A 20,653-nucleotide genomic window follows, 5' to 3' on the forward strand; every position below is an offset into this window, starting at 1 on the left:
GGACCTGACGACACCCGAATTTCTTGTCTTGTGAGGGGGGACCATCAAGGAAGGGGACATGGTGGAGCAGGCGCGTCACGTGCCGGTGCTGCTCGACCGCGTCCTGGACCTGCTGGCCCCCGCGTTGGCCGATCGGGACGCCGTGTTCGTGGACTGCACGCTCGGCCTGGGCGGGCACTCCGAAGCGGTCCTGCGCGCGCACCCGAGGGTGCGGTTGGTCGGGCTGGACCGCGACCCGCAGGCGATCGAGCTGTCCCGGCGGCGGCTGGAGCCGTTCGGCGACCGGGTGCGGTTCGTGCAGACGACCTACGACGGGATCGTCGAGGCGGTCGGCGGCGCGAAGGTCGACGGGATCCTGATGGACCTCGGGGTGTCCTCGCTGCAACTGGACGCCGAGGAGCGCGGTTTCGCCTACGCCAAGGACGCGCCGCTGGACATGCGGATGAGCGCGGGCACCGGGATGACGGCGGCGGACGTGCTGAACACGTACTCGGTGGACGACCTGACCCGGATCCTGCGCGACTACGGCGAGGAGCGGTTCGCCCGCAAGATCGCCGGCGCCGTGGCGCGGGAACGGGAGCGCGAGCCGTTCACCACCAGCGGCCGGCTGGTCGAGCTGCTCTACGACGTGGTGCCCGCGGCGACCCGCCGCACGGGCGGCCACCCGGCGAAGCGGACGTTCCAGGCGTTGCGCATCGAGGTGAACCAGGAGCTGGAGTCCCTGCGCCTGGCGTTGCCCGCCGCGCTGTCGGTGCTGGCCGTCGGCGGGCGGATCGTCGTGGAGTCCTACCAGTCGTTGGAGGACCGGATGGTCAAGCGGGCGTTCACCGCGCTGGCCACGTCCACCTCGCCGCAGGACCTGCCGGTCGAGCTGCCCGGCCACGGTCCCCAGCTGAAGCTGGTGACCAGGGGCGCGGAGCAGGCGAACGAGCAGGAGATCGAGCAGAACCCCAGGGCCGCCTCGGTGCGACTGAGAGCGGCGGAACGCGTCCGGGAGGCGACATGACCGCACCGGCACGGACCGGTGGCGGCGTGCCGTCCTCGTCCCGTCCGGCCAAGCCCCGCGAGCGCGCGCTGAAGGCCGTGCCCGCGGAACGACGCCGTTCGGCCGCGGCGGAACGCGCCTACGCCCGGCGGGCCCAGCGCACGTCCTCGAAGCGCGGCCCGGCGGTGACCCGTCAGCCGACGGTGGCGCCCAAGGCGCCGTTCGTGGTGATGGTGATGGTCGTGCTCGGCGTGGGCATCGCGGCGATCATGTGGCTGGCGACGCAGGCGACCGCGGACTCCTACCGGTTGCAGGACGCGCGCGCCGAGGAGACCCGGCTCGCGCGGCAGGTCGAGCAGTTGCGGCAGGAGGTCGCGCTGGCGGAGTCGCCGCAGAGCCTGGCCGAGGCCGCGGCGAAGCTCGGCCTGGTGCCCGCCGGCGACCCGGCCCGGTTGCGGCAGTTGCCGGACGGGACGATCGAGGTGTACGGCAAGCCGTCCGCGGTCCAGCCGCCGCCCCCCTCGTCGTCCACCGCGCCACCGCCCGCCGGTCAGACCACCCCGCCCGCGCAGGGGCAGCAGCCGCCGCCGGAGGGCCAGGCCGGGCAGGACGCGGGCGGCCAGCCGCCCGCCCAGGGCCAGCAGCCGACGGGTCAGCAGCCGACCGGTCAACAACCGGTCGGTCAGCAACCGACCGGTCAGCAACCGACCGGTCAGCAACCGACCGGTCAGCAGCCGCCGCAGGGCTAGCGAGCACGACGCCAGCGACACCGTGGAACAGCCGGTACCAGGAGGTCAGTGATGCCGGGGCCCAGCCGGGGCAGACCCGTGCGACGCCCGTTGTCCGTCCGGGGGCCCGCCCCCCGCCGACGACGCGGCGGCAACAGCCGGGTCCGCCTCGCGGTGGGCCGGCTTCTGCTGGTGGGCGCGCTGCTCCTGGCGGGGATCAAGCTCGTGCAGGTCCAGGGCTTCCAGGCGGAGGCGTTGTCCGCGCAGGCCGAGCAGCAACGCGCCACGCAGATCGACATCCCGGCGCCGCGCGGCTCGATCCTCGACCGCAACGGCAACCAGTTGGCGTTCAGCGTGGAGGCGCGCGCGCTCTACGTCGTGCCGCAGCGGATGCGCAAGGAGTGGGCGAAGGCACTGGAGGCCGACCCGGACATCGGCAGCTTCGAGGACCGCATCGCCGACATCGCCGCGTTCATCGAGCAGACGCTGGGCAAGGAGGTCGCCGGGCAGAAGACCGACCGGGACACCATGCTGGCGAAGCTCTCCCAGAACACCACCTACGTCGAGCTGGTCGACAACGTCGACCCGGGCAAGGCCGCCGTCATCACGGAGAAGTACGTCGACATCGGCTCCGAGTACCGGGCCGTGCGCGTCTACCCGAACGGCGAGCTGGCCTCCAACATCATCGGCGCGGCGAACTGGCGCAAGGACACCGAGCCGCCCGCCACGCACGGCCTGCTGGGGCTGGAGATCGCGCAGGACAACCTGCTCGCCGGCAACAACGGCCTGCGGGTCGTGGACACCATGCAGGGCAACGACGACGTGGTCATCCCCGGCCCGGGCCGCTCCCGCGAGCTGGCCGCCGCGACGCCCGGCAAGAGCCTCGAGCTGACGCTGGACGTGGACACGCAGTACGCGGTGCAGCGCATGGTCACCGACTACACGCGCAAGACGGCGGCGCGCAGCGGGTCCGCGGTGGTGCTGGACCGCCGCACGGGCGAGATCCTGGCCATGGCCAACGACAAGACGTTCGACCCGAACGACTTCGGCCGGGCCACCGAGGACCAGTTGCGCAACCTCGCCGTCACGTCGGTGTTCGAGCCCGGCTCGGTGAACAAGCTGGTCACCGCAGCGACGGCCATCGAGGACGGCATCTACCAGCCGGACAGCGTGCTGCACGTCGACGGCAGCATCAAGGTCGCCGACCGGGTGATCGGGGACTGGTGGCAGCACGGCCCGCTGGACATGACGTTCACCGGTGTGTTCGCGCGGTCGTCCAACGTGGGCACGCTGTTGACCGCGCAGAAGATCGGCCAGGACCGGTACTCGGAGATGCTGGGCAAGTTCGGGCTGGGCAAGCGGACCCAGTCCGGGCTGCCCGGCGAGGAGCCCGGCTACGTGCCGCCGCTGAACCAGTGGTCCGGCTCGACGTTCGGCAACCTGCCGATCGGCCAGGGCCTGAACATGACGTTGTTGCAGATGACCGGGATGTACCAGGCGATCGCGAACGACGGCGTGCGCATCGCGCCGCGGATCGTGCGCGCCGAGGTGTCGGCCGACGGCAGCCGCAAGGAGGTCGACCCGGCGGAGACCGAACGGGTCGTGTCGCCGCAGACGGCCAAGACCGTGCGCGACATGTTCCGCGCGGTGGTGCAGAACGTACCGGGGCCGAACTCGTTCGCGCAGAGCGGCACGGGCACGCCCGCGGCCCTGCCGGGCTACCAGGTCAGCGGCAAGACGGGCACGGCGCAGCAGATCGACCCGAAGTGCGACTGCTACAGCAGTTCCCAGTACTGGATCACGTTCGCGGGCATCCTGCCCGCCGACAACCCCCGGTTCGTGGTCGGCATCATGCTCGACAACCCGACCGGCAACCCCCAGTCGGCCGCGCCGCTGTTCCACGACATCGCGTCCTACCTGACCCAGCGCTACCAGATCCCGATGTCGGCCGAGCAGAGCCCGATCGTGCCGCTGGTGCAGTGACGGCCGGTTGCTGCCAGCGGCGGCCGGACGCCTGCGCCGGGGCAATACCGTCCACGGCATGGAAAAACTCGGCCGGGTGACGTCGGCGGCGATGACGGGTGCGGCGGTGGTCGCGTTGGCGGCGTGCGGTTCCGGTTCCGGCTCCGTTCCCGGTTCCGCGACCGCCCGCTCCGACACCGCCGACGTGCCGGCGTCGTCGCCCGCGCCCAGTGGCGAGTCCACCGCCGAGGTGTGCTCCGACCTGTACGCCTTCACGGCGGCCGCCGGTCCCGTGTTCGACCTGGCCAGGTTCGCGCTGGCCGACGGGGAGACGCCGGAGGAGCGGCGGACGGTGAGCGTCTACGTGCACGGCATGGCGTTGCACGGCGTGCTGCTGTCCGACCACCCCGAGATGGGCGCGACGTACCGGACCGTCGCCCTGGCGGCGGCGGAGGCGAAGCGCAAGCTGGCGGACGGCGTGCCCGCCGCCGAGGCGATCGCGGCCCTGACCGACGACCAGGTGACCGCCGCCCGGGAAACCGCCGTCGCCTACCGAGGCGACTGCTGATCCACGCCCTCACCTTCCCCAACGCGCAAACAATTCAGGTTCCGTGGTGTCACGGGACCGGGGGAACTCGTCCGGAGTGGACGTGCCGGACGAACACTCTCCGTGCGCCGGTAGCCTTCCGCGCGTGCCTGCCAAGCTAGAGGGCAAGGTCGCGACCGCTCCGCCTCGCCCTTCCCGCACCCAGCCCGTTGCCGTGTCCGAGCTCGCCACGACCGTCGACGCGCACCTGACCGCCCCCGACCGGGCGCACGTCCAGGTCAGCGGCGTGACGTTGCGTGCTCAGCACGTGCGGCCCGGCGACCTGTTCGCCGCGCTGCCCGGCACGCGGGTGCACGGCGCCGACTTCGCCGCCCAGGCCGTCGAGCACGGCGCGGTGGCCGTGCTGACCGACGCGGAGGGGGCCGACAAGGTCCACGGCGTGCCCGTGCTGGTGCACCCGGACCCCCGCGCGGTCCTGGGCCGGCTGGCGTCACGCGTCTACGGCGACCCCTCGACCAAGCTCGCCGTGTGGGGCGTGACCGGCACGTCCGGCAAGACCACCACCAGCTACATGATCGACTCGGCGTTGCGCGCGGCCGGTCGTCGGACCGGGCTCATCGGCACGGTCGAGACGCGCCTCGCGGACCGCCGGCTCGACAGCGCCCTCACCACGCCCGAGGCGCCCGACCTCCAGGCCCTGCTCGCCGTGATGGTCGAGTGCGGCACCACGGACGTGGCCATGGAGGTCTCCAGCCACGCGCTGCGCCTGGGCCGGGTCGGGGGCGTCGGGTTCGCGGTCGGCGCGTTCACCAACCTCTCCCAGGACCACCTCGACTTCCACCCGGACATGGAGGACTACTTCCGGACCAAGGCCGAGCTGTTCGACGGCCGGGCCCGCACCGAGGTGGTCTGCGTGGACGGCGACTGGGGCCCGCGCCTGGTCAAGGACGCCACCGTCACGGTCGCGACCACCAAGCCCGCCCACTGGACCGCCACCGGCGTCACCGTCTCCGCGACCGGCGAGCAGGCGTTCACCGCGCACGGCCCGGACGGCGTCACGCTCGACGTGCGGCTCAGCCTGCCCGGTGACTTCAACGTCGCCAACGCCCTGCTGGCCATCGCGTGCCTGCACAGCCAGGGCGTCGACCTGGACGCCATCCGCACTGGGTTGCGCGACGTGCAAGTTCCGGGGCGCATGCAGCGGGTGGACGAGGGCCAGGACTTCACCGCCGTCGTGGACTACTCGCACAAGCCCGCCGCCGTCGCGCTCGCCCTCGACGCCGTCCGGGCCCGCGCCACCGGTCGCGTCATCACGGTCCTGGGCTGCGGCGGCGACCGCGACACGGCCAAGCGGCCCCTCATGGGCGAGGAGGCGGCACGGCGCAGCGACGTCCTGGTCGTGACCGACGACAACCCGCGCAGCGAGGACCCGGCGCGGATCCGGGCCGCGATGCTGGACGGCGCGCTGGCCGTGCCGGACGGCGAACGCGGCGAGGTCGTGGAGATCGGCGACCGTCGTCGCGCCATCGAGCACGCGGTGTCCCTGGCGCGCGCCGGCGACGTCGTCGTCGTCGCGGGCAAGGGCCACGAGACCGGCCAGGAGATCGCGGGCGTCGTGCACCCCTTCTCCGACGTGGACGCACTGACCGACGCGATCCGAGGAGCCACCCGGTGATCCAGCTCAGCCTCGCCGAGATCGCCGAGGTCGTCGGCGGCACCCTGCACAACGCCACCGGTGCGGAGGTCGTCACCGGCAGCGTCGAGTTCGACACCCGGAAGGTCACGCCCGGCGGCCTGTTCCTGGCGCTGCCCGGCGCACGGGTCGACGGCCACGACTTCGCCGCCCAGGCCGTCGCCCAAGGCGCGGTCGGCGTGCTGGCGGGCCGTGAGGTGGACGCGCCCGCCGTCATCGCGCCCCCGGTCGACCGGGCCCAGGGCAACGCCTACGTGCTGTCCGGCGACACCGACGGCGCGGGCGCGGCCGTGCTCAAGGCCCTGGCCAAGCTGGCCCGGCACGTCACCGACCGGCTGGAGAACCTGACCGTCATCGGCGTGACCGGCTCGTCCGGCAAGACCTCCACCAAGGACCTCATCGCCGAGGTGCTGGCCCCGCTCGGGCCGACCATCGCGCCGCCCGGGTCGTTCAACAACGAGCTGGGCCACCCGTGGACGGCGTTGCGCGCCGACGAGGACACCCGGTTCCTGGTGCTGGAGCTCAGCGCCCGCGGCATCGGCCACATCGCCGAGCTGTGCACGGTCGCCGTGCCCCGCTTCGGCGCGGTGCTCAACGTCGGCAGCGCGCACGTCGGCGAGTTCGGCTCGCGGGAGAACATCGCCCTGGCCAAGGGCGAGCTGGTCGAGGCCCTGCCCGAGCACGGCGTCGCCGTGCTCAACGCCGACGACCCGCTCGTCGCGGGCATGGCCGGCCGCACGAAGGCCAAGGTCGTCCTCGTCGGCGAGAACCCGTCCGCGCAGGTCCGCGCGAAGGGCATCGAGCTGGACGACCAGGCCCGCGCCCGCTTCACGCTCGTCACGCCGCACGGTGAGGCGGACGTGCGCCTGGCCGTCCACGGTCCGCACCAGGTCGGCAACGCGCTCACCGCCGCGGCGATCGCGCTCGAACTCGGCGCGACCCCCGAGCAGGTGGCCGAGAGCCTGGGCAAAGCCGAACGGGTCTCCGCGCATCGCATGGCGGTCACCGAACGTCCTGATGGCGTGACGATCGTCAACGACGCGTACAACGCCAACCCGGAGTCGGTGCGCGCGGCGCTGAAGTCGCTGGCCACCATCTCCCGGTCCGCCACGCCCGCCCGCCGCAGCTGGGCGGTGCTGGGCCCGATGGCCGAACTGGGCGCGGACGCGGTCCGCGCGCACGACGAGATCGGACGGCTCGCGGTCCGCTTGGACATCAACAAGCTGGTCGTGGTCGGGCAGGAAGCCCGCGCGATGCACCAAGGGGCGCACCTGGAAGGATCTTGGGGCGAAGAAGCGATTCTGGTGCCCGACGTGACGGCGGCCGTCGAGCTGCTGCGCGACCAGGTGCGGCCCGGTGACGTCGTCCTGGTGAAGGCATCCAACTCATACGGCCTGTGGCGGGTTGCCGAGGCTCTCCTGGAGGCGGGCAGCAAGTGAAGAGCATCCTGATCGCGGCGGCCATCGCCCTGATCACGTCGATCATGCTGACGCCGTACCTGATCAAGATCTTCTCCCGGCAGGGCTTCGGCCAGGAGATCCGCGAAGAGGGCCCGCAGAGCCACAAGACCAAGCGCGGCACGCCCACCATGGGTGGCGTCGCGATCCTGGTCGCGATGTGGGCGGGCTACCTCGGCGCGCACCTGGTGAACTCCATGTCGGCGGCGGCGCAGGACCAGACGCCCAGCGCGTCCGGCCTGCTGGTGCTGATGCTGACCACGTCGCTGGGCGTCGTCGGCTTCCTGGACGACTTCATCAAGATCCGCAAGCAGCGCAACCTGGGCCTGAACAAGACCGCGAAGCTCGTCGGCCAGTTCGTCGCCACGATCATCTTCGCGGTGCTGGTCATGCAGTTCCCGAACAAGGAAGGCATCACGCCCGCGTCGGTGCACCTGTCGTTCGTGCGCGACATCACCGTGGTGTCGTTCGGCGTCGTCGGGTTCGTGGTGTTCTGCTACGCCGCGATCAGCGCCTGGTCCAACGCGGTGAACCTGACCGACGGCCTGGACGGCCTGGCCGGTGGCACGTCGGCGATGGTGCTCGGCACCTACGTGGTGATCAGCTTCTGGCAGTTCCGCTACAACTGCTCGAACCTGCTCGTGGCCGGCTGCTACGACGTGCGCGACCCGCTGGACCTGGCCCTCGTGGCCGCCGCCGCGATGGCCGGCTGCATCGGCTTCCTGTGGTGGAACGCCGCGCCGGCGAAGATCTTCATGGGTGACACGGGCTCGCTCGCGCTGGGCGGCCTGGTCGCCGGCCTGTCCATCGCGACCCGCACCGAGCTGCTCATGGTCGTCATCGGCGGCCTGTTCGTGGTCGAGGCGCTGTCGGTGGTGTTGCAGGTCGCGGTCTTCCGCACGTCGAGACGGCGGCTGTTCCGCATGGCTCCGTTCCACCACCACTTCGAGCTCGCCGGGTGGGCGGAAACCACGGTGATCATCAGGTTCTGGCTGCTCGCGGGCATGTGCTGCATGCTCGGGCTCGGCCTGTTCTACAGCGAGTGGCTGACCGCGGTCGAGAGCTGACGATGGGATTCCTCGCAGGTCGTCACGTCCTCGTGGCCGGCGCCGGCGTGACCGGCCGGTCCGCGGCGGAGGCGTTGCTGGCGGCGGACGCGGTCGTCACCGTGACCGACGGCTCGGCCGACCGCCTGGCCGCGCTGGAGCAGTTGCTGCCCGGCGTGACGCTGACACCCGGGCTCGTCACGCCGCCCGAGGGCACGGACCTGGTCGTGACCAGCCCCGGCTGGCGGCCGTCCAGTCCCTTGTTGGCGGCGGCGTCGGCGGCCGGGATCGAGGTGATCGGCGAGGTCGAGCTGGCCTGGCGGATGGGCCTGGAGCTGGCCGACCCGCCGACGTGGCTCGCCGTGACGGGGACGAACGGCAAGACCACCACGGTCGGGATGCTGGAGTCGATCCTGCGTGCGGCGGGCATCGACGCGGTGGCGTGCGGCAACGTCGGCCTGCCCGTGGTGGACGCGTTGTTGGCCGGCCGCCGGGTGCTGGCGGTGGAGCTGTCGAGCTTCCAACTGCACTGGTCGCCGTCCGTGCGGCCGTTCGCCGGGGTGCTGCTCAACCTGGCCGAGGACCACCTGGACTGGCACGGCACGTTCGAGGCGTACGCGTCGGCCAAGGCCGGTGTGCTCACCGGTGAGGTCGCCGTGGGCGGGGTGGACGACCCGGTCGTGGCGGACCTGCTGGCCGCCTCGCCGGCCGCCGCGCACGTCGGGTTCACGCTGGGGTCGCCGGAGGAGGGCCAGCTCGGCGTGCACGACGGCCAGTTGGTCGACCGGGCGTTCGGGCCGTCCGACGAGGTGCTGCTGCCGGTCGCCGACGTGCACCCCGGTGGGCCTCCCGGCGTGGCCGATGCCCTGGCGGCGGCTGCCCTGGCCCGTGCGCACGGCGTGTCGGCGGCGGCGGTGGCCCAGGGCTTGCGCGACTTCACGCCGGGCGCGCACCGGGCCGTGCTGGTGGCGACGGCTGATGGCGTGTCGTACGTCAACGACTCCAAGGCCACGAACCCGCACGCGGCGGCGGCGTCGTTGCGGTCGCACGAGAGCGTCGTGTGGGTGGCGGGCGGTCTGCTCAAGGGCGCGTCGGTGGACGAGCTGGTGCGCTCCGAGGGGCATCGGCTGCGCGGCGCGGTGCTGATCGGCGCGGACCGTTCGGTGATCGCGTCGGCGCTGGCCCGGCACGTGCCGTCGGTGCCGGTGGTGGTGCTGGACGAGGGCTCCATGGCCGACGCCGTGCGCGAGGCCCGTTCGATGGCGAAGCCGGGTGACGCCGTGGTGCTCGCCCCGGCGGCGGCGTCGATGGACATGTTCACCGACTACGCCCATCGGGGCCAGGCGTTCACCGACGTGGTGCTGGAGCTGGTCGGTCAGGCCGAGTAGATGCTGTCCGGCTCCTTCAGGTAGGCGTGGGCGGAGTCGATCACGGCGCACGGCCAGGTGGTGCGGCAGGCGGGGCACTGGCCCGAGGTGTCGGCCTTGTGCGTGGCCACGGTCGCGCGCAGGGCCGCGACCAGGCGCGGGACTTCGGTGCGGGCGACGGCGAGGACCGTCTCGTCGTCCGTGTCGTCCTCGTTGGTCAGCAGCTCGACGGTGTCCAGGTAGCCGAGCATGTCCTGGTTCAGCAGGTGGTGGGCGCGAGCGAGCGCAGCGGAGATCATGGCCTCCACGGTCCTCCAACGCGCACCAATCTGCAATATCTCACCTAGGGATATCCCGAAATTCACTCTTTCGGGATGGCATATTGCCGATAGCATCCGGGCATGACGCAAGGCAACACCGGCCCGGGTGTCCGGAGGCGCCTGCTCGCCAAAGCGCTGATCCAGCTCCGCGAGCAGGCCGGCAAGAGCTTCGACGACGTGGTCGAGGCGTTGGCCTTCTCGAAGTCGAAGATCAGCCGGATCGAGGCGGGCGGCACCGGCGTGTCCATTGTGGACGCACGAGCGCTCGGTCAGCTCTACGGCGCGGATGCCGACACGCTCGCCTGGTTGGAGCGGCTGGCCAGGATCGCGAAGCAGCGCGGCCGGTGGCACGTGTTCGGTGACGGGTTGGTCGACTGGTTCTCGGACTTCGTAGTCCTCGAATCCGAGGCCTCGATGATCAACACCTTTGAGATCGACCTGGTCCCGGGCCTGTTCCAGACCGAGGAATACGCCGCGATGGTGTTGCGGGCCTACTCGCCCGATGTCCCGGACGACGTGGTCCAGCGGAAGGTGGCGCTGCGCCAGACCCGCCAGAACCGGGTTACCGACGGCTCCTTGTCGGTCTGGGCGATCGTGGACGAAGCCGCGCTCCGCCGCACCACCGGCGACCCGGTCGTCGACCGGCGGCAGCTGGAGCGGCTGCTCGCGATGTCGCTGCTGACCAATGTCGTGCTCCAGGTCCTGCCCTTCGACAAGGGCTTGCACATGGCGATGGGCACCGCTTTCTCCCTGCTGCGGTTCCACGGTTACCCGAGCATCGTCTACGTGGACAACCTGACCGGTGGCGTCTATCTGGACGAGGAAGCCGACCTCGAGCGGTATAGCCTGGTGCTGGATCACCTCAGGGCCACCGCGCTCAACGTGCGGGAGTCGGCCGAGTTCATCAAGGGGGTGATCGCGGATCTCTAGCTCGTCCTGGGAGCGCGTGATGTGGTCGGAATGGCGCAAGAGCAGCCGTAGTAACGGCGCGGGCGGCAACTGCGTCGAGGTGGCCGTCTCAGCCGACGCGTTCCGGGTCCGGGACAGCAAGAACGCCACCGGGCCGGTCCTCGAGTTCGACAGCCGGGCCATGGCGACGTTCCTGGCCGGTGTCAAGCGGGACGGCGTCTAGCGGTACGCGGCCTACTCGGTGGCCTTGGCGTGCGCGCCGTGTGCCGTTGGCCAGGCTGCCCTTGGGTTGGCGGTGTCGATTGGTCGGCTTGTCCGCTCTGGGCCGGGACCATGGCGCATGAGATCTCGCGTCTCCCGCAAGTCCCTTGTCTGCCCCGGGTTTGTAGATCCTGCCAACCCTTGATCGCGTAGTTGGTGCAGTAACGAACGCGCCACTCCGCGCCCACGGCCGGCGGTGCGACCGGGTCGCCTTTCTTCGGGCTCACGCGGTGGTTGCTCCCGGTGCCGGGACGTCACCCAGGTCTTCGCCGTCCTGGCGCAGGATCGCGAGGAGCCGCGGATCGGCGTGGACCTCGGCGGTGTGCTGCCAGGCGCTGATGAGCTGCGTGACCGGAGCCGGGGTGCCCAGCGAGTCGGCCGCCTCCAGCGTCTCCACGAGTTCCACGACGAACGCCTGCATGTCCTCGCGCGGCAGGAACCGCACCCACGGGAACGCCTTGGGCATCACGTCGGTCACGAGTTCCCGGACGCCCTCGCTGTGCTGCATCAGCGCCACGAAGAGCGCGGTCGTGGTCGAGATGACCTCGCGCACCTCCTCGGCCCTGCTGGCCGTGGTGAGCACCAGGTCCTCTTCATCACCGCGGCGGTGCACGAGCAGCGTCCGGCTCGGCGACTCCTGGAGCTTGCGGACGGAGTCGGCCGGCTTGTTCGACAGGTCGCTGAAGTTGATCTCGGACGCCGAGATGGGCATAGTTGCAAACTACCTTGAAACTCGCACCGGTGCCATCTACCTGGACGGGTGATTGACCTTGATCACGGTCACCTCGGGCGACACGCGGCCGATTGGCGGGGTTCGCCGGGTCGCGCGGGAGACGATGGGCGCATGACTGCGGTGGACCGGAAGCCGGTGGGGGAGCGACCGCCCAGAGCACAGCGCAAGCGCGTGGTCGCGGTGCGGACGTCGTTGACCGCTTGGCTCGGCCGTCCCCTGGCGGACTTCCACCTGCTGCTCGCGATCTTCGGCATGCTCACCGTGCTCGGCCTGATCATGGTGCTGTCCGCCTCCGCGCCCGGCGAGGTGGCGGAGGGCGCGTCGGCCTACAGCGTGTTCAAGAAGCAACTGCTGTACGTGGGCGTCGGCGCGATCGTCTTCCTGATCGTCCTGCGCATACCGCTGCGCACGGTCCGGCACGGCAGCACGATGGCGATGCTCGTCTGCGTGATCCTGCTGGTCCTGGTGCTGACCCCGCTCGGCACCGTGCTGGGCGGCGCGCAGTCGTGGTTCACCATCGGGCCCGTCTCGTTCCAGCCGATCGAACCGGCGAAGCTGGCCCTGGCGCTGTGGGGCGCGCACGTCCTGGTCACCAAGCGCGCCCTGCTGGACCAGTACCGCCACCTGCTGGTGCCGGTCGTGCCGGTGGCGATGCTGGTGTTCGCGCTGGTGATGCTGCAACCCGACCTCGGCGGCACGATCACGCTCGGTGTCGTGCTGGTCAGCCTGCTGTGGTTCGTCGGCGCGCCCATGCGGATCTTCGGGATCATCGCGATCGGCGCGGTCACCGGCGCGCTGGTGCTCGCGCTCGGCGCGGACTACCGGCTCCAGCGCGTCCAGACCTTCCTCAACCCGGAGGCCGACCCGCAGGGCGCGGGCCTCCAGGCGTTGCAGGCGCTGTACGCGCTGGCCGAGGGCGGGTTCTTCGGCAAGGGCCTCACCAACGGCAGCTCGAAGTGGCGCTACCTGCCCAACGTGCACAGCGACTTCATCTTCGCCGTCATCGGCGAGGAGCTGGGGTTCATCGGCTGCATCCTGGTCCTGGGCCTGTTCGTCCTGCTCGCCGTGGTCGGCCTGCGGATCGCCGCGCGCAACACCGACCCGTGGATCCGCATGGTGGCCGCGACGCTGACGGTGTGGCTGGTCGCGCAGGCCGCGATCAACATCGGCTACGTCGTGCAGTTGCTGCCGGTCACCGGCATCACGTTGCCGATGATCTCCTCCGGCGGCACGTCGGTCGTCACGACGATGTTCGTGTTCGGCATCCTCGCCAACTGCGCCCGCCACGAGCCGGACGCGGTGTCGGCGCTGCGGTCCCTCGGCCCTGGTCGGGTCGGCGGGGTGCTGAAGCTGCCCGCGCCCGAGGTGTACAAGCCGCCGCCGAAGCGCCGCCCCGTGCGGCCGTCGCCGCCTCCCCGCACGCGCAAGGCCGCGCCGCCGCCCGTGGACGAGCGGAGGATGGCCGGCCGTCACGCTCCGCCGTCGGAGTACCGTCGTCGCGAATCCCGAAAGGCCGGCCAGGACCGGGACGCGCGGTCCAGGCGGCGTGACGGGCGTTAGCGGTACCGGTGTGAGCGGTACATCGACGCGAGGAGGAAATGCGTGACCGGGGTTCCCCAGCAGGCCGGACCGTGCGTGGTGGTCGCCGGAGGCGGCACCGCCGGGCACATCGAGCCCGCCCTGGCCCTGGCCGACGCGGTCATGCGGCTCCGGCCCGACGCGCGGGTCGTCGCGCTCGGCACGGAACGCGGTCTGGAGAACAGACTCGTGCCCGCCCGCGGCTACCCGCTGGAGCTGATCCCGCCGGTGCCGATGCCGCGCAAGCCGACGCCGGACCTGTTGAAGCTGCCGCTGCGGGTGCGCGGCGCGGTCAAGCACACCCGCGAGGTGCTGGAACGGGTCCGCGCGGACGTCGTGGTCGGCTTCGGCGGCTACGTCGCGCTGCCCGCGTACCTCGCCGCCCGCGGCCGGGTGCCGATCGTGGTGCACGAGGCCAACGCCAAGGCGGGCCTGGCCAACAAGGTCGGCGCGAAGTTCGCCGAACGGGTCGCCGCCGCCGTGCCCGACTCGGGCCTGACCGACGCCGAGATCATCGGCATCCCGCTGCGCTACTCGATCACCTCGCTCAAGCGCGCCGAGCTGCGCCAGCAGGCCCGCGCCCACTTCGGCCTGCACCCGACCGCGCCGACGCTGCTGGTGTTCGGCGGCTCGCAGGGCGCCCGGTCGATCAACAACGCCGTCTCCGGCGCCGCCTCCGCGTTCGCCCAGGCCGGGATCGCGGTGCTGCACGCGCACGGCCCCAAGAACACCGTGGCGGTGCAGTCGGTGCCGGGAGCGCCGCCGTACGTGCCCGTGCCCTACCTGGACCGGATGGACCTGGCCTACGCGGCGGCCGACGCGGTGCTGTGCCGGTCCGGCGCGATGACCGTGGCCGAGGTGTCCGCCGTGGGCCTGCCCGCGGTGTTCGTGCCGCTGCCGATCGGCAACGGCGAGCAGTCGCTCAACGCGGGCCCCGTGGTCGCCGCGGGTGGCGGCCTGCTGGTCCCGGACGACCAGCTGACGCCCGAGTGGATCTCGGCGAACGTCGTCCCGCTGGTGTCCGACCGCAACCGGCTGGCCGCGATGACCGCCGCCACGCTGAGCACCGGTCACCGCGAGGCGGACGAGGTGCTGGCCCGCATGGTGCTCGAGGTGATCAAGAAGTGAGCGACGTCCTGGACCGCGTGCACCTCGTCGGCATCGGCGGGGCGGGCATGAGCGGCATCGCCCGGATCCTCCTGGCCCGGGGTGCGCAGGTGTCCGGCTCGGACGCCAAGGACTCGCGCACCGTGCTCGCGTTGCGGGCCCAGGGCGCGGCGATCGCGGTGGGCCACGACGCCGTGAACCTCGACCAGCTTCCCGGCGGGCCGACGGCGATCGTGGTGTCCACCGCGATCCGCGAGGACAACCCGGAGCTGGTGGAGGCACGCGCCCGCGGCGCGGTGGTGCTGCGGCGTGCCGAAGCGCTGGCCGCGCTGATGCTCGACCACCGGGTGGCGTGCGTCGCGGGCACGCACGGCAAGACGTCGACCACCTCCATGCTCACGGTCGCCTTGCAACATTGCCGGATGGACCCGTCGTTCGCCATCGGCGGCGACCTCAACGAGTCCGGCGCGAACGCCCACCAGGGCACCGGTGGCGTGTTCGTCGCCGAGGCCGACGAGAGCGACGGCTCGTTCCTCTTCTTCGCGCCGTCCGTGGCGGTCGTGACCAACGTCGAGGCCGACCACCTCGACCACCACGGCACCGTCGAGGCGTACGTGGCGGTGTTCGACTCGTTCCTGGAGCGCATCCGGCCCGACGGCGTGCTGATCGCGTGCGCGGACGACCCCGGCTCGGCGGCGCTGGCCGAACGGGCGGGCAAGCTCGGCATCCGGGTCCGCCCCTACGGCCGCATGGCCGAGGGCCCCGGCTCGGTCCGCCTGGTCGACTACCGGCCGGCCGACTCCGGCGGCGTGGCCAGGGTCGAGCTGGACGGCGAGGTGCTGGACGTGCGCGTGGCCGTGCCCGGCGAGCACATGGCGGCCAACGCCATCGCCGCCCTGGTCGCCGCGCTGGAGCTGGGCGCGGACCGCGAGGGCGTGCTGGCCGGGCTGGCCGCGTTCGGCGGCGTGCGGCGGCGGTTCGAGTTCAAGGGCCAGGCCAGGGGCGTGCGGGTGTACGACGACTACGCCCACCACCCGACCGAGGTCGCCGCCCAGATCGCGGCCGCCCGCCCGGTCGCGGGCGACGGCAAGCTGGTCGTGGTGTTCCAGCCGCACCTGTACTCGCGGACCCGGCTGTTCGCCGAGGAGTTCGCCGCCGCGCTCAGCACCGCCGACGCGGTCGTGGTGCTCGACGTCTACGGGGCGCGCGAGGAGCCGGAGCCCGGCGTCAGCGGCGCGCTGGTCTCGGGCCTGGTGTCGCTGGACGTCGGCAAGGTGGTCTACGAGCCGTCGTTCGACCGGGTGCCGGCGCTGGTCGCGGGCATGGTCGAGGAGGGCGACCTGGTGGTGACCATGGGCGCGGGCGACGTGACCATGCTCGGGCCGGAGATCGTCGGGGAGCTGGACCGGGCATGAGCACGCAGGCGGCGCGTCGTCGTCCGGGCGCGGCCAACGCCGGCTCCCGCCCGGCGGCGCGCCGTCGCCCGTCCTCCCGCCGACCCTCGCGGGCGCAGGCGTACCGGCGCAAGGTGGTGCGCCGCCGGGTGGGCGCGGTCCTGGTCATGCTGGTGGTGACCGTCGTCGTCTGCACGGTCTGGTTCACGCCCGCGCTCGGCGTCCGCGAGGTGCAGGTGCGGGGCATCCTCGACCTGACCGCCGACGAGGTCCGCGCGGCCGCCGCGGTCGAGCCGGGCACGCCGCTGGTGCGGCTGGACGTCGACGCGGTCGCCGGCCGGGTCCGCGAGCTGCCGCGCGTCGCCGGCGTCGAGGTGGAGCGGGTCCTGCCCGGGACGGTGCGGCTCACCGTGGACGAGCGGGAGCCGGTCGCGGTGATCAAGGCACCCGAGGGCGCGCACTTGGTCGACGTGACGGGCAAGGACTACGCGACCGTCGTGCAGCCGCCGGTGGGGCTTCCCGAGCTCAAGGTGACGCCGGACGCGGTGGCCGCGGCGGTGGCCGTGCTCACGCAGCTGCCCGAGTCGCTGCGCAAGGACGTGTCGACCGTCACGGCGGACTCGCCGTCGGACGTGCGGCTGGCCCTGGGCGGCGGTCGCGAGGCCCGCTGGGGCTCGTCGGACGACACCGCCCGCAAGGCCGCCGTGCTGGAGGTCCTGCTGACCCGCAAGGGCAGCGTGTTCGACGTGTCCAGCCCGGAACTGCCGACCGTCTCCTGAAACCCCGCGGCGCGGTGAAACCCGCCACAGGGCGTATCCGCGAAAGTCGATCGTCCGGGCGTCGCCGCGCGGTGATACTTCCGGGATGACGCAGACGCCGGTGGACAACCGCATCCAACTGCCGTACACCGGCGACGAACGCGCCCTGCTGTGCGGTTTCCTGGACTTCCTGCGCGGCACGATCGAGTTCAAGTGCGCCGGGCTGTCCGACGCCGACGCGGCCCGCTCGGTGCTCCCGTCGCAGCTCAACACGGCCGCGGGCATCGTCAAGCACCTGCGCTGGGTCGAGCACTACTGGTTCGAGGTGGCGTTGGCCGGACAGCCCGCGCGCGCGCCTTACACCCGTGAGGACCCGGACGCCGATTGGCGCATCGAGCCGGGTGAGACGATCTCGGGATTGATCGCCGACTACGCTGAGCAGTGCACGGCGAGTCGGGAACTCGTCGCGGGCCTCGACCTCGACCACGAGGTGGTGTTCCGGGGCGACGAGCGGCTTTCCGTGCGCTGGGTGCTGATCCACATGATCGAGGAAACGGGTCGGCACGCGGGGCACCTGGACGTGGTGCGGGAACTGCTCGACGGCGTGACCGGCGAGTAGCCACCGCTCACCCGGTCAGGACACAACACGGCGTGGCTGCTGGACCGAGGCATTGCCGATGCATAACGTCCAGCAGGAACATACGGGGTTGACATAACTCTGAACCTCTGGTTGAGAGTTTCAATCCGGGTGGAGATCCGTCCGGGCTGTGACACCGGTGGTCATCCACTCCAGCACATGAGCACGGACACGATCAGGAAGGCGGACCGATGACGCCCCCGCACAACTACCTCGCGGTGATAAAGGTCGTCGGCATCGGCGGTGGCGGTGTCAACGCCGTCAACCGCATGATCGAGGTCGGGCTCAAGGGCGTCGAGTTCATCGCGGTGAACACCGACGCCCAGGCGCTGCTCATGTCGGATGCCGACGTGAAGCTCGACATCGGCCGCGAGCTCACCCGCGGCCTCGGAGCAGGCGCCAATCCCGAAGTCGGCCACAAGGCCGCCGAAGACCACCGCGAAGAGATCGAGGAAGTCCTCAAGGGCGCGGACATGGTGTTCGTGACCGCCGGCGAGGGCGGTGGCACGGGCACCGGTGGCGCGCCCGTGGTCGCCTCGATCGCCCGCAAGCTCGGCGCGTTGACCATCGGTGTGGTCACGCGGCCGTTCTCGTTCGAGGGCAAGCGCCGCGCCAAGCAGGCCGAAGAAGGCATCCAGGCGCTGCGCAACGAGTGCGACACCCTCATCGTGATCCCGAACGACCGGCTGCTCCAGCTCGGCGACATCGGCGTCTCGCTGATGGACGCGTTCCGCTCCGCGGACGAGGTGCTGCTGTCCGGTGTGCAGGGCATCACCGACCTCATCACCACGCCCGGTCTGATCAACCTCGACTTCGCCGACGTGAAGTCCGTCATGTCCGGCGCGGGCAGCGCGTTGATGGGCATCGGCTCGGCGCGGGGCGAGGGCCGGGCGGTGCAGGCCGCCCAGAAGGCCATCAACTCGCCGTTGCTGGAAGCCTCGATGGAGGGCGCGCACGGCGTGCTGCTCTCGATCGCCGGTGGCAGCGACCTCGGGTTGTTCGAGATCAACGAGTCGGCCTCGCTGGTGCAGGAGGCCGCGCACCCCGACGCGAACATCATCTTCGGTACGGTCATCGACGACTCGCTCGGCGACGAGGTCCGGGTGACGGTGATCGCGGCGGGTTTTGACAGTGGCGGGCCGACCCACAAGAAGTTGGAGCCCCAGGCTCTGTCCAGCCCGCCGCGCGGCACGCCCGTGGCCTCGGCCACCGCGGGTCAGGTGAACCACGACCCGCAGCCCCAGCCGGTGCCGCAGGTCCAGCAACCGCAGCCGGTGCAGCAGGTGCACCAGGTCCAGCAGCCCGTGGCGCAGGTGGAGCAGCAGGTCGTGCCGCCGCGGCCGACCGTGCCGCAGCAGCCGCAGTCCGGCCAGGGCAACGGCCAGCCGTCCTACGCCACGCCGCAGCCGACCATGCCGAGGTCGCTGTCGCCGGGCGTGCCGGGTGGCACCAGCGGCTCGCTGCCGAGCCGTGCCGTCCCGGTGACCGACGACCCCGACGACGAGGTCGACGTCCCTCCCTTCATGCGCCGCTGACCCGCGAGAGTCCTACCTCCAGCCCGCGAGAGTCCTACGTCCAGGACCCCCGAGTTCAACGCTCAGCACCGCCCGAGGTGGCCTGAAGGTCGAGCTCGGGGGTCCTGAACGTTGAATTCAGGGGTTCTGGACGTAGGACTCTCGCGTCTTGAGCGTTGGACTCTCGCGGGCTGAGGGTTGGACTCTCGCGGCGTGAACGCAGGACTCTCGGGTCTGGGAAGCTTGGGGGGTGCGCATCCGTCGTGTCCTGACCACCCGCGAAGGCGGCGTGTCGAAACCTCCCTACGACTCGTTCAACCTGGGCGACCACGTCGGTGACGACCCGGCCGCCGTCGAGGCCAACCGCAAGCGGCTCGCCGAGGGGATCGGGCTCGAACCCGACCGGCTGGTCTGGATGGAGCAGGTGCACGGCCGCACGGTCGCCGTCGTGGACGGGCCGGTGCACGAGCCGCTGGAAGCCACGGACGCCGTGGTGACGAAGCGGGAACGGCTCGGGCTGGTCGTGCTCACGGCCGACTGCGTGCCGGTGCTGCTCGGCGACCCCGAGGCGGGCGTGATCGCCGCCGTCCACGCCGGCCGCGTCGGCGCACGGGTCGGCGTCCTCCCGGCGACCCTGGACCGCATGGTCGAGCTGGGCGCGCGCAAGGAGCACGTCGAGGTGCTGCTCGGCCCGGCCGTCTGCGGCCAGTGCTACGAAGTCCCCGCCGCCATGCGCGACGACGTCGAGAAGCACCTGCCCGGCAGCGCCACCAAGACCCGAGCCGGCAAGCCCGCCCTCGACCTGCGCGCCGGTTTGTGGCAGCAGCTCGCCGACGCCGGCGTGGGCAAGATCGGCGTCGACCCCCGCTGCACGGTCGAGGAGAAGTCCCTGTTCAGCCACCGCCGTGACCCGGGAACGGGCCGGCTCGCGGGCGTCATCTGGATGGAGTCGTGAACCGGCGCGAAGAGCTGGCGCTGTCGCTGGCCGAGGTCAAGGACCGCATCGCCAAGGCCTGCGCGACCGTCGGGAGATCACCCGATGAGGTCGACTTGCTGGCCGTCACCAAGACGTTCCCGGCGCAGGACGTCGCGATCCTCAGCGACCTCGGCCTCACCGCGTTCGCCGAGAACCGCGACCAGGAGGCGAGCCGCAAGACCGCCGAGTTCGCCGAGCTGCGCCCGGACGCCACGGCCAAGTGGCACATGGTCGGCTCGCTCCAGCGCAACAAGGCCAAGTCGGTCCTGCGCTGGGCCGACCGGATCGACACCGTCGACTCCGTCCGCCTCGCCGACGCCATCGCCAAGGCCGCGACCGAGCCGACCGAGGTGCTCCTCCAGGTGAGCATCGACGGCGACGAGGCCCGCGGCGGCCACCCGATCGGTGACCTTCCGCGACTCGCCGATCACGTAGCACGTTCGAGTGAACTTATTTTGCGGGGTGTGATGACCGTCGCACCCCTTGGGATGTCTCCACAGCAGGCGTTTGCCGCTCTATATGAAGCGGTAACCCGCTTGCGGGTCGATCATCCCGGTGCGACCGTGATCTCGGCGGGGATGAGCGGTGACCTGGAGGATGCGATAGCGCACGGATCCACGTGCGTGCGTGTCGGAACAGCGTTGCTGGGCAGCCGGAGACTAGCCTCGCCGTAACTGTCCG

General features: G+C 71.5%; 20 protein-coding genes. 18 read left to right on the top strand and 2 right to left on the bottom strand.

The features are described 5' to 3' along the window. The first annotated feature begins 58 nt into the window (after window positions 1-58). From rsmH to murD, 8 genes are all read left to right on the top strand, one after another. A complete protein-coding gene (gene rsmH / locus LZG04_RS02940; RefSeq protein WP_233812801.1) occupies window positions 59-1,006 on the top strand; it encodes a 16S rRNA (cytosine(1402)-N(4))-methyltransferase RsmH in 948 nt (315 codons plus the stop codon). Then, window positions 1,003-1,734, top strand: a complete 732-nt coding sequence (locus LZG04_RS02945; protein ID WP_233812803.1) for a hypothetical protein — start codon at window positions 1,003-1,005, stop codon at window positions 1,732-1,734. The genes rsmH and LZG04_RS02945 overlap by 4 nt, the downstream gene beginning before the upstream one ends. Before the next feature lie 51 nt (window positions 1,735-1,785). Then, window positions 1,786-3,696: a penicillin-binding protein 2 gene (locus tag LZG04_RS02950; protein WP_267934790.1), complete on the top strand. Its 1,911-nt coding sequence runs from the start codon at window positions 1,786-1,788 to the stop codon at window positions 3,694-3,696. Between the two features lie 58 nt (window positions 3,697-3,754). Beyond that, the gene (locus tag LZG04_RS02955; RefSeq protein WP_233812807.1) at window positions 3,755-4,243 is read left to right on the top strand and encodes a hypothetical protein; all 489 of its coding nucleotides are present in this window, start codon (window positions 3,755-3,757) and stop codon (window positions 4,241-4,243) included. 124 nt (window positions 4,244-4,367) lie between these two features. Next, window positions 4,368-5,897 carry a UDP-N-acetylmuramoyl-L-alanyl-D-glutamate--2,6-diaminopimelate ligase gene (locus LZG04_RS02960; protein WP_233812809.1) on the top strand — a complete coding sequence of 510 codons (1,530 nt, stop codon included), beginning with the start codon at window positions 4,368-4,370 and terminating at the stop codon, window positions 5,895-5,897. Beyond that, a complete protein-coding gene (gene murF / locus LZG04_RS02965) occupies window positions 5,894-7,354 on the top strand; it encodes a UDP-N-acetylmuramoyl-tripeptide--D-alanyl-D-alanine ligase (protein ID WP_233812811.1) in 1,461 nt (486 codons plus the stop codon). Before LZG04_RS02960 ends, murF begins: the two co-directional genes overlap by 4 nt. After that, window positions 7,351-8,439: a phospho-N-acetylmuramoyl-pentapeptide-transferase gene (mraY, locus tag LZG04_RS02970; protein WP_233812814.1), complete on the top strand. Its 1,089-nt coding sequence runs from the start codon at window positions 7,351-7,353 to the stop codon at window positions 8,437-8,439. Before murF ends, mraY begins: the two co-directional genes overlap by 4 nt. Window positions 8,440-8,441: 2 nt before the next feature. Beyond that, a complete protein-coding gene (gene murD / locus LZG04_RS02975; RefSeq protein WP_233812816.1) occupies window positions 8,442-9,806 on the top strand; it encodes a UDP-N-acetylmuramoyl-L-alanine--D-glutamate ligase in 1,365 nt (454 codons plus the stop codon). Here murD and LZG04_RS02980 read toward each other — a convergent pair. Continuing rightward, window positions 9,794-10,084 (bottom strand): hypothetical protein, encoded by a 291-nt coding sequence (locus LZG04_RS02980; protein ID WP_233812819.1) that lies wholly within the window; start codon window positions 10,082-10,084, stop codon window positions 9,794-9,796. The two genes, murD and LZG04_RS02980, sit on opposite strands and share 13 nt — an antisense overlap. Window positions 10,085-10,186: 102 nt before the next feature. Between LZG04_RS02980 and LZG04_RS02985 the strand changes: the two genes are divergently transcribed. Continuing rightward, a complete protein-coding gene (locus LZG04_RS02985) occupies window positions 10,187-11,035 on the top strand; it encodes a helix-turn-helix transcriptional regulator (protein ID WP_233812821.1) in 849 nt (282 codons plus the stop codon). 19 nt (window positions 11,036-11,054) lie between these two features. Continuing rightward, a complete protein-coding gene (locus LZG04_RS02990) occupies window positions 11,055-11,237 on the top strand; it encodes a DUF397 domain-containing protein (RefSeq protein WP_233812823.1) in 183 nt (60 codons plus the stop codon). Between the two features lie 261 nt (window positions 11,238-11,498). Here LZG04_RS02990 and LZG04_RS02995 read toward each other — a convergent pair whose 3' ends face one another. Beyond that, window positions 11,499-11,987 carry a hypothetical protein gene (locus LZG04_RS02995; protein WP_233812825.1) on the bottom strand — a complete coding sequence of 163 codons (489 nt, stop codon included), beginning with the start codon at window positions 11,985-11,987 and terminating at the stop codon, window positions 11,499-11,501. Between the two features lie 132 nt (window positions 11,988-12,119). Between LZG04_RS02995 and ftsW the strand changes: the two genes are divergently transcribed. From ftsW to LZG04_RS03035, 8 genes are all read left to right on the top strand, one after another. Continuing rightward, a complete protein-coding gene (gene ftsW, locus LZG04_RS03000; RefSeq protein ID WP_233812827.1) occupies window positions 12,120-13,568 on the top strand; it encodes a putative lipid II flippase FtsW in 1,449 nt (482 codons plus the stop codon). A gap of 42 nt (window positions 13,569-13,610) precedes the next feature. Further along, entirely contained in the window at window positions 13,611-14,714 is a 1,104-nt protein-coding gene (gene murG, locus LZG04_RS03005) for an undecaprenyldiphospho-muramoylpentapeptide beta-N-acetylglucosaminyltransferase (protein WP_233812830.1), read from the top strand. Then, window positions 14,711-16,108: a UDP-N-acetylmuramate--L-alanine ligase gene (gene murC / locus LZG04_RS03010; RefSeq protein WP_308198923.1), complete on the top strand. Its 1,398-nt coding sequence runs from the start codon at window positions 14,711-14,713 to the stop codon at window positions 16,106-16,108. The genes murG and murC overlap by 4 nt, the downstream gene beginning before the upstream one ends. Next, on the top strand, window positions 16,105-16,866 hold the full coding sequence (locus LZG04_RS03015) for a cell division protein FtsQ/DivIB (RefSeq protein WP_233812832.1): 762 nt from the start codon (window positions 16,105-16,107) through the stop codon (window positions 16,864-16,866). Before murC ends, LZG04_RS03015 begins: the two co-directional genes overlap by 4 nt. An 85-nt stretch (window positions 16,867-16,951) precedes the next feature. Then, window positions 16,952-17,464 (top strand): DinB family protein, encoded by a 513-nt coding sequence (locus LZG04_RS03020; RefSeq protein WP_233812834.1) that lies wholly within the window; start codon window positions 16,952-16,954, stop codon window positions 17,462-17,464. A gap of 209 nt (window positions 17,465-17,673) precedes the next feature. Continuing rightward, complete coding sequence (ftsZ, locus tag LZG04_RS03025) at window positions 17,674-19,017, top strand: cell division protein FtsZ (RefSeq protein WP_233812836.1); 1,344 nt, start codon at window positions 17,674-17,676, stop codon at window positions 19,015-19,017. 229 nt (window positions 19,018-19,246) lie between these two features. Further along, window positions 19,247-19,951, top strand: a complete 705-nt coding sequence (gene pgeF, locus LZG04_RS03030) for a peptidoglycan editing factor PgeF (RefSeq protein WP_233812838.1) — start codon at window positions 19,247-19,249, stop codon at window positions 19,949-19,951. Continuing rightward, entirely contained in the window at window positions 19,948-20,646 is a 699-nt protein-coding gene (locus LZG04_RS03035; RefSeq protein ID WP_233812840.1) for a YggS family pyridoxal phosphate-dependent enzyme, read from the top strand. Before pgeF ends, LZG04_RS03035 begins: the two co-directional genes overlap by 4 nt. Window positions 20,647-20,653 lie beyond the last annotated feature (7 nt).

Source organism: Saccharothrix sp. S26 (assembly GCF_021390395.1).
Lineage (GTDB): Bacteria > Actinomycetota > Actinomycetes > Mycobacteriales > Pseudonocardiaceae > Actinosynnema.